Annotated in this window: 8 protein-coding genes; 7 read left to right on the top strand and 1 reads right to left on the bottom strand. The window is 63.6% G+C overall.

Annotated features, from left to right (window positions below):
* Positions 1 to 32 precede the first annotated feature (32 nt).
* The gene (locus tag PWS46_RS30280) at positions 33 to 4,052 is read right to left on the bottom strand and encodes a CgeB family protein (protein WP_434625692.1); all 4,020 of its coding nucleotides are present in this window, start codon (positions 4,050 to 4,052) and stop codon (positions 33 to 35) included.
* A 666-nt stretch (positions 4,053 to 4,718) separates the two neighbouring features.
* Between PWS46_RS30280 and PWS46_RS30275 the strand changes: the two genes are divergently transcribed.
* From PWS46_RS30275 to PWS46_RS30245, 7 genes are all read left to right on the top strand, one after another.
* The gene (locus tag PWS46_RS30275) at positions 4,719 to 5,222 is read left to right on the top strand and encodes a hypothetical protein (protein WP_434625691.1); all 504 of its coding nucleotides are present in this window, start codon (positions 4,719 to 4,721) and stop codon (positions 5,220 to 5,222) included.
* Between the two features lie 33 nt (positions 5,223 to 5,255).
* Positions 5,256 to 5,636, top strand: a complete 381-nt coding sequence (locus PWS46_RS30270) for a hypothetical protein (protein ID WP_434625689.1) — start codon at positions 5,256 to 5,258, stop codon at positions 5,634 to 5,636.
* Positions 5,637 to 5,721: 85 nt separating this feature from the next.
* Positions 5,722 to 6,096 (top strand): hypothetical protein, encoded by a 375-nt coding sequence (locus tag PWS46_RS30265; protein ID WP_434625687.1) that lies wholly within the window; start codon positions 5,722 to 5,724, stop codon positions 6,094 to 6,096.
* 284 nt (positions 6,097 to 6,380) lie between these two features.
* Positions 6,381 to 10,022: a hypothetical protein gene (locus PWS46_RS30260; RefSeq protein WP_434625685.1), complete on the top strand. Its 3,642-nt coding sequence runs from the start codon at positions 6,381 to 6,383 to the stop codon at positions 10,020 to 10,022.
* Positions 10,023 to 10,026: 4 nt separating this feature from the next.
* The gene (locus PWS46_RS30255) at positions 10,027 to 10,338 is read left to right on the top strand and encodes a hypothetical protein (protein WP_434625683.1); all 312 of its coding nucleotides are present in this window, start codon (positions 10,027 to 10,029) and stop codon (positions 10,336 to 10,338) included.
* Positions 10,339 to 10,379: 41 nt separating this feature from the next.
* Positions 10,380 to 10,817, top strand: a complete 438-nt coding sequence (locus PWS46_RS30250) for a hypothetical protein (protein WP_434625681.1) — start codon at positions 10,380 to 10,382, stop codon at positions 10,815 to 10,817.
* 53 nt (positions 10,818 to 10,870) lie between these two features.
* The gene (locus tag PWS46_RS30245; protein WP_434626033.1) at positions 10,871 to 18,253 is read left to right on the top strand and encodes a hypothetical protein; all 7,383 of its coding nucleotides are present in this window, start codon (positions 10,871 to 10,873) and stop codon (positions 18,251 to 18,253) included.
* Positions 18,254 to 18,538 lie beyond the last annotated feature (285 nt).

Genomic DNA, 18,538 nt, shown 5'->3' with positions numbered 1-18,538 from the left:
ATGCGCTGACGCTTGTTTCAAATCTGCGGGCATCACACCTCGATAAATCCGACTCCGCCCCAATCTTCCGTGCCATAGCATTGACTGTGGGCCGTCGGTGCGATTTCCGCCCACAAGCGCGAATGACAGACTCCTCGGTATGCGTGCCAGTCGGAGTCCGTGATCGCGTTGACGGCAATCGACCGCGCTCCAAGGGCGTGGGCGAGGCCGAAGGCAGCCCGCGCACGGCGATATCCCGGCGTGCCGTCAAGGACGGCGGTGCCGAAGCCGGGTTGCAACTCCCGCCGCAGCATCGGGTCTTCCGGGGGAAGGCGCAGCATCCGGATGGTATGGCGGAATTCCGACGCCGCCATGGCAAGCGTCCGCTCCAACTCCTCGCTCCCGTCCGGCGCCACGACAGTCATCTCCAGTGTGCGGCCCCGCTCGCGCGCTCGCCGCGCCAAGTGCCACTCCAGTCCGCCGTGAAGCGTTCCGAACGACAGGACGCGCCGCGCCCCCTGGTTCTCGATGCGCTGCAAAAGCCAGTCCAAGGCTTCGGGCCGCCAACCCAGACTCGGGCCACGATGACCGTCCGCGCTAAGCGTGCCGAACAACTCCGGCGGCGGCGCGACATCGCGATCGACCTCTTCCCATTCACGCAGCGCCCTTTCACCGCAATTCGCCCAGAACATCGGATCGTAGGGGACCTGACTCAGACGGTCCAGAAACAGGCACGCGGCCAAATGGAGCGGAAAATGCTGTCCCGGCCAGGTTTCGACGCCGGAGTAGAACTTCGTGACCCGCAGCCGCGACAGGTTGCTGACAAAGCTGTTGCGCATCCAGAAGAAGGTTCCACTGTAATGCCAGCTGCCAAGATAGCGGTGGGGGCCCACGCGGCCGACGCGACGGAAGGAACCGGCAAACACATGGCGATTGAGAGCGGTTCGGACTCCACCCCAATCGTCGAGAACTGTCCTGTAGAGCGCCTCGGTCCACCGCCGCACCGCGGGAGAGACCGCTTCCCGATATTTGACCCCCTTGGCATGCCCATAGAACGTGACCTCGTTCCGGCTGTCCGACCGCACGGCGTCAAGCATGGCTGGGAAGGTTTCGACTTCGCCCGTCGGCCGGTTGGGGCGCTGGATGAATTCGCACCCGTGCCCTTCGAGCATCGCCTGCACGGCTTCCGGTTCATCGGAATGGTCGTCGCTGACGATCCCGATGATGCGCCGTCCGTTGAACAGCTCGATTCGTTCGAGAAGCTGCTGCAGGTTCCAGCGCCAGACCGAATTCCGCACCGGCCAGATGTGATAGATCAGATTGCGCGTGGGTGTCGTTGAAAACGGCGTGACCGGTGCGGCGGAGGCATGAGCCTGCGCCATCCGCGACCGGCCGGTTCCGGCCGCGACGAGGGCTGCGGCCGCCGCTTGGTCAAGGGGCGTGAGCGTGAGGTCCGACAGTATCGCCGCCCCGTCTTCGGCGGTGATCGTGACATGGCCGCAGGCAAGCAAGCTGTCGCGCACCTGGGCGACGCATCGGCCGTCGAGCGTCAGTTGCAGCCGGTCGGCGAAGCGGCGAAAGCCAAGGCGCCGGTTCGTGCCCAGCGGCGCCGGCAGCGAAGCCAGAATGCGGTTGTGCCGCGCGAGATAGGCACGATCGGGCCGGAAGATCGCATGATAGGAATTGGTCGCAGCGTCCTGGCTGTCCTGCAGGTGCAGCTTGACCACGAGCGATGCCTGCGGTTCCAGGCTGACCGTCATCGTGACGTCGACGTCGGTGAATCGCATCAGCGACGCCAGCGCGGCCCCGTCGTCGAGGCGGACGCAGCCTTCGACCGGTGTGTCGATGCCGCGGCAGAGGCGGATTTCGGACGAGGGTGCCGACGGTGCGGGAACTGTGTGAGCCGGCGGCGGGGCGACCATCTCCAGATCGCGAACCACGGCGGTTCCGCGATTGAGGCCGATGAAGCAATAGCCTTCGGTGAGTTGCCGCGCTTGCAACTCGGGCAGCGCCTGTCCCCCCACGGTTCCTCTGAGCAGTCCGCCGTTCCATTCCAGCGTTACCGCAACCGCTCCCTGGGCCAAGCATGAGAACCGGTGGAGCACCTTGTTGTGCGTGGCGACGTACCCCTGCCCCTGTTCCAGTACCATGTGGTAGGAATTGGTCGTTTGATCGAGACGGTCTTGCTGGTGCAGCTTCAGGATGACCCTGGCGCCCGCGCCGGGCTCGATCATGCAGGAAAGGCGGATGGGGCCGAACCGATCCAGGCTCGCCAGCCCCTCCTCCGCGCCGGGGGGCAGAGCGTGCGGCAGGCGCAACGCAAGGGCCTGGTCCGGCTGGTTGTGCAGGATCAGGCCCGCCGTGCTCCCCCATCCGGCGGGGAGCGTCGGAAGAACGGCAAGCGACGGCACCACGGGCATCGGTTCGGCGCCGGCGCCGGCGAACGCGGAGATGATCGTTTTGAGACGGTCGGCATAGCTGTGGCCGGGCAGGGCGGCGCGACAGGCGGCGAGGGCCGTGGCGAAAGCCTCCTCGTCGCGCAGCAGGCGTCGCATGACGGCGACAAGCTCGTCTGGTCCGCGAAACACCGGCATTGCCGGGAACACGGTCTCGATTTCCGGGCGATGCTCCGACACCACAAGCGCGCCGCAGGCCAGCGCCTCATAGACGCGGGGGTTCATCGCGTGGCCCGGCGTCTTAGCGCGGTTGAAATGGTGCTGCGACCGGAAGATGTTGATGACGATCCGGGTCTGCCGATAGAGCTCGGCGGTCTCGGCGGCCGGAATGTTTCCCGATCGGCTGATCGCCTTCAGGCGCGGCGAGCGCCAGGGGCCGCCGACCACGTAGGACAGCATCCCCTCGTCGAGCAGGCGCAGCAGCATCGCTTCGCGGTCGGGGTTGTAGCCACCGATGAAGCCGACCATGTGGCGCCGTTCCCCGCCATTGTCCGTGTGGCGCGACGGATCGAAGGCCACCGGCAGGTAATGAGCGTTCCGGTGACGGGCGAGCGTGGTGAAGTCGTTGAGGAACACCGCGTCGAACCGGCCTGACCACGACGCCGTGTCGTCGACCTCGTACGGCTCGTCGACCAGCCAGACCGCGGTCTTCGCCCGTTCCGGCAGGCGGATGCGGCGGCGCGAAAAGCGCCGGCCGTGAACGACGAGCACAAGGTCCGGATCGCAGGCCGCGATCCGCTGTTCGAGCCGCGGGTCATCCCAGTAGGTGTGCTCCGCGTTCACGCCAAGGGTCCGCGCCGCTTCCGTCAATCCGTGGGTGAAGACGTCTCCCGCCGAAAGAAAGCGGTAGTGAACGAAGAACAGCTTCAGCCCGCCGGCGGCAGCCGGCATCGCACGGTCGGTGGAGGCGGGAGCGGGCGTCGATATCGTACGACTCGGTCCGTCGCGACGCAGGTCGTCGAGAGATGCCCGCGGCAGCGATTGCAAGCGGCTGACCGGGCTGAGATTGACGATGCTGACGCCCCGCGCCCGCCACGTCTCGGCGAGGCGCCCATACTCCATGTCGATCTGCCGCAGTTCCCTTGTCAGGGGATGGGTCCCCAGCGCGCCGAAAAAATGCCGGTCAGTGAAGTCGACGCCAATCAGCCCGACCCGCTGCGCACCCATGAAGAGCGCAAGACAGGTTGCGATGTAAGGCGAATTGCGGGTGTAGGGTAGACTCGTCGGGTCATCGACCTCCATACCGCCGCGACGTCCCAGCGCGAAGCGGATCTGCTTCGGGTGGCCCACGTCCAGTCGCAGATGGCTGAACAGGGCCCGCGCGCGCGAGTTTTCGATGTGCTCGAAGCGATCTTTGCGAAACTGGTGGCGATGATTGACCACGACCAGATAGTCGGGTTGAAACAGCCGGCCAACATCGTTGACCCCAATTGTGATGAATCGCTCCGGATCATCGAATCCAGACACGGATTCGCCACAGCCGCAGACAATGATGGTGCTTCCCTTATGAATATTGCGAAATCCTGGCATGGTATCCGGCAAATGAACATCGACGGATACCCGATACTCCCCGGCCTGCGCCTGCAGCGGGTCGCTGTGCTTGACATCAGAAGACACTGCCAAATATCTCCCATAATAAAACATACAAAAGAATGCATTCTTTCATCAATAATTTTTGTCAGAATGATCGTTAATGTCAATATCTTCTATGGAGTTCCAAATTGCTGCCGGCTTGTTCACCAGAGTGCATATGATTCTGATTTGATGTGGTGAGCGGCCGCTCCGTCACACCGGTCCGATGGTTTGGCGATCCGATACCGAATCGGGGCTCAGGGTGGGGCCGCGGCATTAAATCGTCAGGCGGCAGGATACGAGCCGCCACGGCGATACCGCCATTGCCATGGTTGCCAAGCAGGGCATGCGCCACAGAATTTTGAGGCATATTCTGTGAATGAAATGCATTATTTATGCTTGCGCTCAAATAAATACACTGTTTATGCCAATTTTCTATGCTGATTTCAAAGATTAATATTGTGATGATCCAATTTTTACTCTATCAGGATAATCGGAATGCGGGTGCAAAGTGCATCAAGTCCAGAGCGATACTTGTTGTTTTCGAAAACTGTCGATGCGCTTTTATCAACAAAATGAGTGAAAGTAATTTTTGCCGGACAATAAAATGGGCCGGCATCATACAATCGAGTGCAAATAAAAAAGTTGACATCGCGTTATTATGAATCCAACTTGTCTTTGCATGATGAGTGTTTTGTGGAACTTTATTGTATGAAGACGTTCTTCAATCGACACTCGCGCGCTTTGAAGGTATTTTTGAGAATTGTATTGTGTTTTTCATTATGTATATTTTTACAAAGCTATGCAGAAGCGCAGTTTGCGCATGATGCAAAACGGAATGAGGATTATGAAGTCGGTCAACAGAATTTTTGTGCCGCGCCGCCGTGCGCGTTTTTCTTCAATATGACTGGTGAAAGAATATCCTCCATAAGTATAGGTGGTATAGAAATACCTGGATTAACCGTTCAGCCAATGACCATGAGTAACCCATGGACGGTGTCTTTATCGGTCGGATACTCGGTCGCTGCACTGTATGGAACGAATATCAAGGTTGTATTTGCGAATGGATGTTCATGGACCCAGACGGTCGATGCAAGACCAAGTGTAGGATCGGCTGCCGTCAGCGTAGCTGTGTGGCTGCTGGCGAATGGTCTCATCCTGTCTTCCGAGAAGGGGGCATTGAAGCAGGCCGCATGGGCTGATTGCGCGCAATGACTTGATGCGAAGGTTACGTTTCGGGAGGAAGGAATGGCCGCAAACGTTTACATGTTCAACGCCTCCCTCACGTTGCTGAACGTGTCAATCAATGGGGGAAACCCGTTGACAATCAGTGGCGCCGCAGCCAGCAGCGGTTGGCAACCCGCACCGGCACCAAAGCCGATACCGTTCACCGCCGGCCTACCTTCGGCAGGTTCATTTGGCATTGGCAGCAATTCTTGCGAGATTACGCCTACCCGTGGCTCTATTACAAACACGGCGACAATAGTCATAAACGACTCAACACCTCCAAACACGCCTCTTCAACTTTATTTTTATTATGTAGATGATTCCAACGTTTCTTGGATTTTGCTGGATAATGGTCAATGCATAAACGGTTCATTACAATTCTCCAGCGATAGCCAACCATAGATATCGTAGATTTTCTTTGCGATATCGACGGGGGCTTGTTTGTGCATCGGCATTGCTCAAAGTCAACCTGTAAATGGGGAGCGCCATGACCACTGTTAACATCAATGTCTTTAATGCAACCGCCTCTGCCATCTATGTCAATGTCAACAATGCGCCGCCAGCACAGATCGTGACTGTGCCCGCCGCCAGCACCTCGACCACCACCCTCTGGGCTCCTGGCGCGGCGACGATTCCCTTCAGCGGTTCCCAGCCGGCGGCCGGGGTGCTCGGTATCGGCCCCAACAGCTGCTCGATTACTCCGGCCAACGGCTTGGGAACCGCTTCCACGACCGTCACGATTCCTGTGAACACTCAGCTCAATCAGCCCCTCCAGCTCTATCTGTTCTATCAAACGGCAAATGCGGCGAGCTGGGTTCTGTGCAACGACGGCGTGGCCGTCGCCGGGAGCCTGAGCCTTTAGCCGTGATGCGAACAGGACGATAGCGTTCCTGTAAAGCGCGCCCTTCAACCTTTCTCTCCGCCGGGAGGGAAGAAGGAGGCCCCGCAGGAAGGTGAGGAGAGGCGGCGTCCGCCGGATCTCTCATCACCTTCCCGGGCTTCTCCCTGTTCCGGACAAGCGGGTGAGGCGGGCTTGCAACAGCGGCGCAGGAACAATCCGTCCGCCCCCGTTCCGGCCGTGCAGCCCGGCGCGGCAGGTCGGTGGAAGAAGGTGCCTCCCAATCCTCGGTGCAAGGTGGTCTCGTGGTGTCCAGCAACGGTCCATCCCCGGAAAGCACGTCGTCGCCACCGTCACCGGGCATGCGGCTGGTGGCCGCCGGGCTGTACGAATATTCCGCCGCCACCCGTTCCGCGGACACCGCCGGGCAGGTGGTGTGGGTCTATTTTCTGCTGGCCGCTGATTCCTCGCCCTCCAACGCGCCGCTCACCCTCGCACAGGCTTGGCAGACGGAACTCGGCTGGTACCTGATTTCAAATCAGCCGATCCCCGATGATGACTCCGCCGCGTTCGTCACCACGGCAAGGGGAGAGCTTTTGGGGCTCTTGCAGAATGGCGGCACCGGAGATCCCGTCTACAGCGCCATCGTCTGGCTGGCCGATCCATCGGCACTGTCGTCGCCGCCCTACATCCAGATCCAGCGCTTTTCGCCATCCGTCTCGGCTGCGATCGGTTCGAACAAACTGTCTGCGGGCGGCTTGAGCATCGTGCTCTCGCAAGAGCAGTCGTCCTCGATCAGCCTGCTCGAAGCCAGTCCGGACATCGGCGCGGCAAGCGTCCGCATCTTCGCCGACGTGACCGCTTCCGACTCCATATCGCTTTGCTACGACAACGCGCCGCAACAGGTTTGGCTGCCCAACGGCGGCGTCTGGTCGGTCGCCCTGGCACTCGCCGGTCCCGGCGCAGGATCGTTGGTGGTCGATCTGGCTCTCGATCCCGGTGGACTCTACGCCGCCTTCGATTGCGCGATCACATACTTCTATTCGGCGGGCGGTGGCGGAAGCCTGACCTATCCGGTCTTCCCGTCGGTCGCCCCCGGCGAAAGCATGAACACCTCCGTCGCGTTCGAACTGCGCCTGAATCCCGTGCGCCCGCTCGATGCGGCCGCGACGGGGCTGCTCATCGACCGGGCGGGACGTTTCGACGGACAGGATGCGCCGACGCCGAGCCAGCCGGTGCTCAACGCCCGTGCTCTTCAGTCGACCGTCTTCTTCGCCAACGACGGCAGCCCGATGGTCCTCACCCCCTGGGATCCTCTGGAGGAGGGCGGATCGCCGAGCTTTCCCGCCGCGGCACCGTTGGGTGGCGGATTCGCCTTCTCGCAGGGGATGCCGCCGGATCCATGCTACCTTTCTCCCGTCGGGGCCTTCCTCCTCCCGGCGTCGTCTCCGGCGACCGGACAGCTCATGCCCGGTCTGTTCGCGCGCGAGTTTCTCCGCCTGGCACCCGACGATCTTCTGATCTTCGTAAACAACCAGCCGGCCTGCGCCATCGGCTTTCCCTCCGGCGGCAGTCCGGGAACCATCGCGTCGAGTCCGCCGGCGGGACCGCTGACGGACGACGCCACGACCTCCTGGGCCATGGTGATGGCCGGTGACGGAGCCGGCGACCGGGGCTACTTCGGCCAGTCGAGCGGCGCCTCTTTCTTCGGTCCCCCGCCAACCCTGTCAGCCGTCGCCTCGCCGTTCGGCGAGCTCGGCGTCGCCACGACGGTCGATTTGCGGCTGTCGGTTCTCGACACCCCCGTGGCATTCCCTGTTGCGCCCTACGGTGCGCTGTTCGCGACCGACGCCGCAACAGGGCAACCGTTCAATCCGCAGGTCGATCCGGTCACGGTCACCCTGCTGGAATCGCTGGTTCTGTCGCAACTCCGCCATCAGGCACTGGCTGACTCGCCCCAAGGGCCGGTCGTTCTTCCCGTCGATGCCCGCGTGCCATCGGCGGATATCGCCGCCGTGGCGACGCCGCAGGGACTGCTGATCGACGTGAACCCCGACGGCACGTGGTCCAGGATCACGCTGGCCATGGGCAGTGGACAAACGGCGTTGCAGGACAACGCCCTGCGCTTCAACGGCATCGGCTCCCCACCGCGGGTGGCGCCCAGCCTCGCCACTCTGCTGACCCGGGACCAGCTGTTCCTGGTCGTCGACACCGCTGCCGACGATTGGGGCATTCAGAATCTGATTGCGGTCGGCGGTTTCGAGTTCAGCATAGATCTGACCGGCGGCGAATCGCCGTCGATCCTGATTTTCAAATTCAATACCCGTCAGTCGCTCCATGACCTGGCTCTCGACCCGACGAACTGGGCGGAGCCAACCCAATACGCGCCGAACACCGCGGCGACGGTCGCCCGGTTGCAGCAGGCCTTCCGGTTCGCCCAGGACTTCGACGCGTCGGGAGATGGGACGTTCGAAGCGTTCAACGCTTTGCTGCAGGACCCGCAATGGACCGGGGTGATCGCCTTTTCGGTGCCGATCAACGGCAACGGCATGCCATCCGACCTCCAGATGCTGCTCGGCGGCATTCCCGGCGCGTTGCAGGCCCATCACATCGGGGTCCAAACCAACAAGCTGGCTGCCGCTGACGGGGGACGCTCCTTCGACATTGTACAGTCATCGGTGTTCAGCGTGATCGTCTACGAGCGGCAGGACACTTCGCCGCCGGCGGCCGCCGACGCGACGAACCCCGATTACGACGTCGACGTACTGATTGCGGTCATCAGCAATTCGGCCATAGCCGAACTGACGGTCAAGGTGTCGCTGGTCCTGCCTGCGCTGTTCGGACGGGCGATCACCCTGACGCCCGAACCGGCCAGTCCCGGCGTGCCCCAGAATGCCATCACAATTCAAGGCCAGTACCAGCAGCAGGGAAGCGTCGGTCGTGTCTCCTTCACGACGTCCACGCCGTTCGATTTCGAGTTCGTCCGTCCGCAAGGGCAGACGCGGATTCTGGAACGCGTCCTGTTCACCGGCGCCAGCCTCGTTCCGGTAACCGGCACGACATCGGCCGATGCCAGCCCGGGGCAGGGCAGGGTGGTCGCGGATTTCGTCTTGAACGGCTCTCTCTACTTCCGGGAGGCGCCATTCCCCGGCGTGGAACTGGATCTCTTCTCTTATGGCACGCCCGGTTCATCCGGCACCGGGCTGCAGTTCAACGGATTGACCGTACGCATCGCCTTCACGCTGGATCAGGCGGGTGTGATGGTGCCGGACAGCAAGACGGTCACGCTGCTCATGGAGACGCTGAAGCCCCAGCCGGGCGCCAACGCGATCCGCCCGCAGAGCCTGATGGCCAGCCTGCCGCTGAAATACACGAATTTCCTGATGAGCGGACCCGGCGCCGCCGCGATCGGGACGGGGGCGCAGACGGTCAACGTCCTGCAGTTGGCGCCATCATCGACCGTGACCGGTTCGCCGCCGCTCCCGCCGGGAGGTTTGCCCGCAACGACCACGTCCCCCATCTTCGGGCTTCAGTACCAGATGTCGCTGGGATCGCTGGGATCGCTGTCCGGAGCCCATGGCGACATCACCGCTTCGCTCATCCTCGGCTGGGGACCGGCGCCGTCGCTGCCCGACAACGACGCCGCCACGGTTCTGGTGCAACTGCCCTCCTTGTCGGCCGGCTATGCCGGCTTCGACCTCCAGGGAATCCTCAGAACGACCTTCGGCGACGCCAATCTGCTGAAGGTCGATCTCGACGACGGATCGCAGGTCTATGCCCTGCTGTTCGGCAACATTCAGCTCAGCGTCTTCGGTTACCGCTTCCCGCCCGGCATTCTCGTCGACTTCCTGCTCTTTGCCGGATCGACCGCCGCCGCGTCGCCGGGGGCCGGCAACACGTCCAACATCGCGTGGCTTCTGTCCGCAACCACCGACACCGGAGAGTCCTGAGCCGATGGGAACCATCGTCAACGACCTGATGACTTTCCTGAACAGCCGGCTCGGCCTGTCGATTCCGCTGCTGCCGCTGTCCGGCTTTCCCCGCTTCATGGTGGCGATCTGGCAGCTTCTGGTCGATGGCTGGGAGCCCGGAGACGGTCTTCCGACGGACAGCCCGCCTGGCGGGTCGCCAGAGGCGTCCGGCCAAGCCGTCGTCCAGACCGACGTGTCGGGGGATAACCCGTTTCCCATTCCCATCGGCGGCACCGCCGTCGAAGCCATTGCGCTGTGGATCGAAATCGGGCCGCCGCCCGGCTCTCCGCCCTGAACCATCCCGTCAGCCTCGTTCAACCCGGAAAGGATACCCCGATGACTTCGCCTTCCACCACCGGCACCAACGTTTCAGTCGCCGCGACGGTCCTGTTCAACAACACGCCGGTCACCATAAACAGTCAGGACATCGCCAATCTCAAGAATAGCGGTCTGGTGTTCTCGCTGACCAATCCCGTGCCGATGGGGTCCTTCTCCAACCTGTTCGATTGGATGAACGATAATTTGCACACCGGCCTCAGCGGTGCTGACGTCAACGCGGACATCGAGGAGCTTCCAAGTGCGTTCAGCGATATCCTGTCCGGCTTCTTCAACGCCAACGTCACGCTGACGACGCTGAACATCAACACAAACACCAGCACCTATGCCGTCGGCGCGACCATCACGCCGCAGAGCCCCATCCATATTCTCGGTGACTTGCTGGAACTGCAACAGATCGGCCTTCTGGTCTCATCGGCGTCTTCCAGCAGCCCATGAGCGCGATCGTGGCGCGCCGGCGGAACCACGTCGATTGAGAAAAGAACGAGCCAATGAGCACTCAAGTCATATTGACCCTCGCAGGCGCGCTCGGAGACTTCGAGCCTCCCGTGAATTTCGAGTTGGACCTGCAGCTGCTCGGCGGCCCGTTTTCTTTTAAGCTTTCTACAAACACTTCCTTTTCACTGTCACAGGCTTGGGGAGTGCTCAGTGACAAATTGAACCAGTGTTTCGGCGTCTCGTTGCCGGCGATAGGCGAGGGGCCTTGGCAAGCTATCCTCGACACCGAGATCATGCCCGCCGTCTGGATCACGCCGAAGGCCAAGGACGGGGTGAGCGCGTTTCTCGACCTCGCGTTCAACCCGCCGGTGACCATCGGTGGAGAGTGGCCCATCGGCCCGGTGGAGGTGACGCTCTCACCGAATCTCGTCGTCGAGGGGTTGCTGATCGGCTACGACGCCAAGGCCGGCCTCACCGTCAGTGCACGCTATTCCTACCCGACCACCTCGAGCAAGGCGGTCGGGGCGACGACCGGCGGCAGTCCGCCGGCTCGGATCTCCAAGCTCGTCAACTATCCATTCCCGTTGCCGGCGCAAAACAGCGTCGGCACCTTCCAACTGCACTATCTTGGCATCGGGCAGCATGTCGGCCCCAATCCGATCACAGACACCTCGGTCAGCGATCCGCTGGCGGCGATTTTCGACGAAATCGAATCGCAGTTCGACACCAACGATCCGAAGGATGTGCTGACCCGGCTCGCGCGCAACTTCTACCAGCCGGATCGCGGCTGGTTCATCGCCGCCGACATCGAGTTCAAGGGCTTCCGTCTGCGCATCCTGTTCAACGACCCGGCTCTCTACGGCCTCGAAGTGACCGTTGGGGAGACCCCGCCGAACGTCTTCAGCGGGCTGTTGTTCGAAATCCTCTACCAGAAGCTGGGCCCGACGCTCGGCGTCTATTACGGCGCGTTGACCCTGCCGACGGCGATGCGGCGCATCCCGCTCGACGGCTTCATTCTCATACTGCCCGGCTTTTCCGTGTGGATTTACACCAACGGCGACTTCCGTGTGAACATCGGCTGGCCGGTGGGGCCGAACTCCATCGGCATTTCGGTCGATCTCCTCACCGGATGGGCCGGACTGTATTTCCTCAAACTTAGCAGCGCCGACAATCCGGGCGCGCAGGCGGGCACCAGCTTTTCGCCGATTCTCGGCTTCGGCATCGGCCTTCAATTGACTGCCGGGGTTTCTTTTTCCTCTGGCCCGCTGTCCGCCAGCCTTTCGGTGTCGGCAGCAGCGACCATGCAGGGACTGATCGCGTGGGAACAGGGGTCGCAATCGCTGGGCGGCCCCCCCGATGCCTATTGGTTTGCGGGAACCTTCGCCCTTCAGGTCATGATCGCCGGGGCGGTGGATTTCGGGATCATCAAGGCGTCGATCAACATCAGCTTCGGATTCCAGGCCCAGGTCGCCTTTGAAAACGGCTTTCAGACCGAGATTGCCATCGCGGCGCAGGTGTCCGTCAGCGCCAGCATCAAGGTTCTGTTCGTCACCATCCACTTCTCGTTCAGCACCCAGGTCAGCTACAGCTTCCTGATTGGGTCCGGAAACGGCACCGCATCGATCAACGGGCCGAAGCAGCAAGGCCTGTCGGGATTGATTTCCACCCAATCGGCCGATGCGCTGCTGCCGATGCATCTGGATGCCGTGGCACGGCTTCGGCAGACCATGGCGCCCATCCTTCGGGCGTCCGATGCGCCGTTGCGACCGCCGCAACATCTGGAAACCGGCGGTGGTGTAGCCCCCGAAACCTACGCTGACGGAAGCCACGGCACTGACGTGCCGGCCGATGCATCAACGTTCCAGCCGGCGCCGCTGTGGGCGTCCGAACCGGCAGCGGCATCGGCGTCGACATTCGCGGCGGTCCCGACGCCCGGCTTGGCCTCGCCGTCGCGGCCGTTGATCGAAGTGGTCTTCGCGCTCCAGCCGACCGTCGTCTACGATGGCGACCAACCGACTGTCCAGGTGGTCGGGTTGCTTCTGACCGACAGCCCGGCCCCCGGCGCCTCTCCGGTCGCGTCGCCGGAAAGCGGCACCGGTTTCGAAAGCCTTGTCGCGCATCTGGTGTGCTGGCTGCTGAACGACTACGTGGAACCGACACCCGCGAACGAGCCGCTGTCGAGCCGGCTCAGCCGTCTGCAAGCGCTGCTGGGGCAGGGCGATCAACCGCCGCCGCTCTTCGGCGATGCCATCGGCTTCGGCGACGCGGTGCGCCGGTTCTTTGCCGACCAGCTGCAGTTCCGCATCACCGGCGTGACGGCAGCGCGCACTCCCAGTTACGACAGCGGAAGCGTGCTGCCGATGTTCGACGTGCTGGCGCTTCAGACGGCGGAAACGCTCGTCGACTTCGCTAGCTACAATCCCACGCCCGACAACTATGAGCAGGCCATCGACCTCTACTTCGATGGGCTCGGCCTGTTCGGCAAACAGGCGGACGACCTGTCGATGGCGCCCGTCGAGAACTCCACCGCCGCGACCGCCGGCCCCAGCATGGCGACGTTCCTCTTCGCCGACTATTACCTGATGCTGCTGCGGCAGGTCGTCGCCGGCCTTCTGACCGATGCCATCGCTTACGAACAAGCGGCGCAAGAGACCTTGCTGGCTTCGGCGTCCGGCCAGTCGGCGCCCCCGACGGAGGCGGTCGGCGTCTACATGACCGCCATCGATCCGCAGGGCGAGTTGGCCGCACTGCTCAGCCAATACGACTATTCCGGCGCATCGGGCTTTTCGTCGCGGTTCCTGCTTGGCGGTCTTCAACTGCCGGTCCCCGGCGCCGTGCCCGCCGACCTGACCGTTGAAACCGTCCGGATGGTGCCGACGGAAGGGCTTTACCGGCTGACCGGCCAGCAGTTCCCCGTGACCGGCGTAGACTCGCCGCCGGTCGCCACGGCGACTCTCGTCTACGGGGCAGAGGGTACCGTCTCGTGGATTCTGTTCGAGGACGATGGTGGTGCCGTCGCCTCGGTGGAATTGTCAGATCGGATTCCAGCCGCCCCGGCGCCGCAGTGGAACGGCTGCGCCAGCCTGGGGGTAGCCCTGTCCGGCGGCGGGAGCTTTACCTACACGGCCCTGCCTCCCATCGCTTCCGTCGATCTGGCCTTCACCATACGCAACCGTAAGACGTGGAACGGTCCGGACGGCGATTGCATCGTGATTCCCCTGCCGCCGCCGCTGCAGGCGATGACGGCGCAGCAGCCCGCCCTGTCGGTGAACCTTCACTCCGGCGGCAAGAGCGTCGCGCGGACCATGGCCGACAGCGCCCCTGACGGGTTCGGCACGGCTGCGCTGTCCTTTGCCATCCCTGTCAGCCAGGTGCAAAACGCATCGGCGATCACCCCGGCCGGCGGATCGCCGGCTGGATCGCCGGGATCGCTGGGATCGCCGGACGGTGGCGGAAGCGCGGCCGGCGCGGTGCCCTTCCTCTACCAGATCGGCGCCACGGACGCGGCATCCCGCGACCTGCTGTATCAGGCGATTCAGAGCGTCGGCCAGAACGCCGGAGCAATTGCCGACATTTCCATTCTCTACCCCGATGCGACAGGATCGACACTGCTGTCCGACACGCTTGACCCGGACGTGTTGCTGACCCGCACCAATCTGTCGACCCTGAACCAGGCAAGCGCCGTGAACGCCTTGCTCGCAACACGCTTCGGGGCCGCGTCGGCCGACACCGGATTCGCGCTGCTGACCGATGCCGGGAGTTTCCTGCAACTGATCTGGGAGGTCAGCGTCGTCAATGCCGACGGGTTCTACCTTTTCTATCGGAATCTCGGCGGCGCCGGGCTGCCGGACCACCTCTTCCAGGACAGCGGGCAGGTCGGTGGCGCAGCCCAGCCGATTTCGGGAACCGGCGGCAACAGCGGGTCGATCACCATTCTGGTACGATTCAATCCGTCCGCGGCGAGCCCGGTTCCGCTGCCGGCGGCGGCCAACTGCGTCGTCACCGACGCCGCCACCTTCGACAACATCGCCGTGACGCTCGAGGTTCTGGGGCCGCAGAGCTCGCCGGTGCAGACCTACCATTCGGCATTCGGTCCCGGCGATGTCGGGTTCCGGCTGGACTGGACCGGCGGGCCGGGCACGGAGCCATCGCCGGCCGAACCGGTGACCATCCCGGTTAACGAGCTCTACAGCCTTGTCCAGTTCCAGGTTGCCGCCCCCTCCGCGCCGTCATCGCCGACCGAGCCGGTGTGGAGCCTGCCGCTGACCCCGCTTGCGCCCGACAGCGGGGCGGCGTCGCCGACGATCTTCGCGGGATCCAGTCCGGCAGAACAGATCTATCAGCAGGTATTTCCGGCCTATCGCTTCCTTGATGAATCCGGCGGGGAGGCTTCCAGCCCGTCCGGCTCGCCGGCGGCCGGCAACGGGTACGCCCTGGTCGGCCGTACCATCGACCTAAGCTTCCGGCTGACGGACATCTTCGGCAATGCGCTGGCAGCGGCGGCTCAGGCGACGCAGACCGGCGTCTATCATGACCCCCTGATCAATCTGACCCAATGGCCGTATGTGCATGTCGACCACCACTTCGTGCCCGGCACCGACGGCGAAGCCACGCTGGTCATCGATCTGAGCTTCGACACCGAAGCCCTGCTAATGGCGGCCGGGTCGCCGCCGTCGTCACCATCCTCCACCGCGGGGAGCCTGGCCGCGCTGGGGAGTCGCTACGCCGCGATCGCCTGGCAGGTCGACGATCCCGGCACCACCTATGCGCTGAACTGCAGCCTTGTACCGGCGGGCGTACTGCCCCAGGATCCGCGTGTCGATCTGGCCGCCTTCGTCGCCGACATCGTTCAAGCCATCCAGGACCAACAGTCGGCGCCCGGAGGATCCCCCGTCGATCCGGTGATGCGGACGCTGACGGTGCCCGTCTCCTTCGACGGCGTGCTCGGGTTGCCTGACAACATCGCGACGATATCGGTCTCGCTGACGGCGTCCCGCGATCCGTTGCTCGCGGTGCCGGACGCGGGCACGCTGATCCCGGAGGTGATCGTCAGCACGGCTGCGATCGCGCCGCGCAGCGGGCAATGGGGCGCCATGTCCCCCGGAATGGCGGCAGGCGGCGGCGCGGCATCGCCGAGCGAGAAAGTCGGCATCGGTCAGTACGCCCGGCTTTTCGAGGACGCCTTCCGGAATTTTGATGGCGCAGGCGGGTTGCTGAAGGTCGCACAGCGGGCCGGCATTTCCGCGGCGACAGGGGTGTCCGCCACCGACAGCTTGTGGTTCGTGCGCTTCGCCGGCCAACCGGAAAGCCCGGCGGTGAACGGCATCCAGGCCGCCTTCACCGGCCACCTCGTCTATTTCGCGGTGCGACCGCTGAACACGATCCCGGTGACCCAAACCGTCGGCGGCAAGACCTACAGCGACGTCGATCTCGATTCGTGGTCGCTCACCTTCCTGCAAGCGGTCGACGGCCTGTTCCAGCCGCAGCTGGCGGCGGCCATCGCCCTGTTCGACCAGCGGAACGGGACCACGAATTACCAGAGCCTGGTCAGCGCCAAGGAAACCCTTGCCGGCATTGTGCCGACCGGACTGGACTATGTGCTCGATGGGGAGACCGGCGGCGACGTTGCGGGTGCGCGGGAAAGCCTGCGGCAGGCGATGCTCGACACTCTGGCAAGTGCCTACACGGTGTCCGTGATCGCCCAGGCCGCGGCGACGGTCACCGTGGCCGGCGGCACCGGCGCGACCGGCGGAAAGGCGCCGGAACTCTACGGCAAGATCGGCGTTCCGCCGGATGTCGCCAGCCCGTCCGACCCCGTCGACGGGGATGACTCCGGGGGCAGCGGCAACAAGGTCTATACCATCAGCAACGGCCGCCTGCCGCTGGTGTCCGGGACCGCTTGGCCGAGCATGCTGATCAGCGTCGCCCATGCGGCCGATCACGCGGCCCTGACCCTGCCGCTCAGCTATCAGATCAGCTATCTCCAGCATGATTTCGAAACCGGCGAGGCGATCGATGGTTATGTGCCGTCGTCCTGGCTGAAATTCGTCCTGCCGGGCGAGGCGCCGCTGGTAATGCCCATCACGGGGGCCGCCAGTCCCGGTGGCGCGGCGGTCATTCCCATTCCGCTGCCCTTCGAGCCGCCGGTTCCGGTCCTGACCGGGCAGCGCGGCTACGGCAGCGGCATTCCCGCTAGTCCCGGCGGCAGCCCGACCGACCTTACCGAGTTGATCCGCGAGGCGCTGGAATGGACCTATGAGGTCAATCTCACCGCCACCCTTGCCGCCCAGGACACTCTGAATTTCAGCGTCATTTTCAGCGGCAGCGCACCGCAGGATGACCTTTCGGCGGATTCCGGATCGCCCGACGGGCTGTTCGGCGCGCTCGCCGCATTCCAGGACGGGTATCCGGCGTTCCAGCAGGCGATCCCGGCGATCATCGCCGCGGCCTTCGACATCGGCGGAACGTCACCGGCGTCCTCCGGCAACCCTGGTTCTCCGGACGATCCGGCACAGGCCATCGACGCGATGACGCAATTGGTCACCGCGGTCGCCGACGCCTGGCCCGACCGCAGCGTGGAACCGCTGACCGCCATGTCGCTCGATGGCGTCGAACAGGACATCATCAACTATCGGTTGCGATTGCTGCCCAATACGGAAGAGACCCAGGTCACGGTCGAGCTGTACGGCTGCAGCGCCAGCGGCGAAATGCCGACGCTTTGGCCGTGCATCCAACTTCCCGACGGCGGGTGGGACTGGACGCCGGATCCCCGATCGGCAACCGAAGACGGTGGCTGGTGGCTCGTGCAGACGACAATCGCCGGCCAGCCCGATCTCAGCAATCTGTCGTTCTCGTGGCCCGGCATCGACATGCGGTTCCGGCAGTCTGCCAATTTCTCCTGCTATGTGGTGCGCAATGCGGAGTTGGTCGAGAACGCTCCGACGAACGAGGACTTCATCTATCAGACCGCGGAGGTTATGTTCCCCAACCCGGTGGTTCCGTTGATCAGCCGCTCCGACCTGCCGACGGTGCCGGCCGACCGTCCGCTGGCGACGCTGATCGACGAGATCCTGGCTCCGTTGTCGCCGCGCGGAACTGGTCTGTCGCCCGTCCTCAACGTCCGCGTCGATTTCTCCTTCGCCTTGACTGCCGGGGCGTCTGGTGGACTGTCGCTCGCGGCGGACACGCCGATCCTGATGGCGGACGATCTGGACCTCAGCAGCGGCGCGGCCTCGCCCGGCTTCGCTGCGGCGGAACTGGCGATGGCAATCGGAAACTGGCACAGCAGTTTCCGCGGTTCGGTCAACCAGGGAATGCTGAACATCAGCGTGACGATGTTCGGCGTCATCGAAGGCCAGCAGTTGCCGCTGCTTCAGCTCGCCCCTGTCCGCATCGATGTGTCAGGTGTGGCCCCATCCTGGTGGCAGGCGGCATGATCGGGGCGATTGCGCGCGCGTCGAGACGACCGGCTGCGAGAGATCGGGCTCGGTTCACCTTCGCTTCGATGCCGCCCCGTGGGGCACGACCGGCGGTGGCCTCGGCAATGGTCGTCACCGCCATACAGGCATCGTGCATGTCCTGGATGCGGCGGCGCTCACCACCCGTAATCCACTGCCATCACAAAAAACTCGCACTTCAGAATAGAACCTGCCCCGCCTACATCAGATGTTGCAACCGGATAGGAATGCCAGCCGCACCTGGGCCTCACGGATAGAGGGCAA

The sequence above is a fragment of the Azospirillum sp. B2RO_4 genome (assembly GCF_051124815.1).
In the GTDB taxonomy this organism is placed as follows: domain Bacteria; phylum Pseudomonadota; class Alphaproteobacteria; order Azospirillales; family Azospirillaceae; genus Azospirillum.
This window is presented reverse-complemented; position numbering and strand designations above follow the sequence as displayed.

What these genes read in the sequence shown, in the direction of transcription:
- PWS46_RS30275 (WP_434625691.1), top strand. Translation starts at nt 4,719, where the DNA reads ATGAAGACGTTCTTCAATCGACACTCGCGCGCTTTGAAGGTATTTTTG.
- PWS46_RS30270 (WP_434625689.1), top strand. Translation starts at nt 5,256, where the DNA reads ATGGCCGCAAACGTTTACATGTTCAACGCCTCCCTCACGTTGCTGAAC.
- PWS46_RS30265 (WP_434625687.1), top strand. Translation starts at nt 5,722, where the DNA reads ATGACCACTGTTAACATCAATGTCTTTAATGCAACCGCCTCTGCCATC.
- PWS46_RS30255 (WP_434625683.1), top strand. Translation starts at nt 10,027, where the DNA reads ATGGGAACCATCGTCAACGACCTGATGACTTTCCTGAACAGCCGGCTC.
- PWS46_RS30250 (WP_434625681.1), top strand. Translation starts at nt 10,380, where the DNA reads ATGACTTCGCCTTCCACCACCGGCACCAACGTTTCAGTCGCCGCGACG.
- PWS46_RS30245 (WP_434626033.1), top strand. Translation starts at nt 10,871, where the DNA reads ATGAGCACTCAAGTCATATTGACCCTCGCAGGCGCGCTCGGAGACTTC.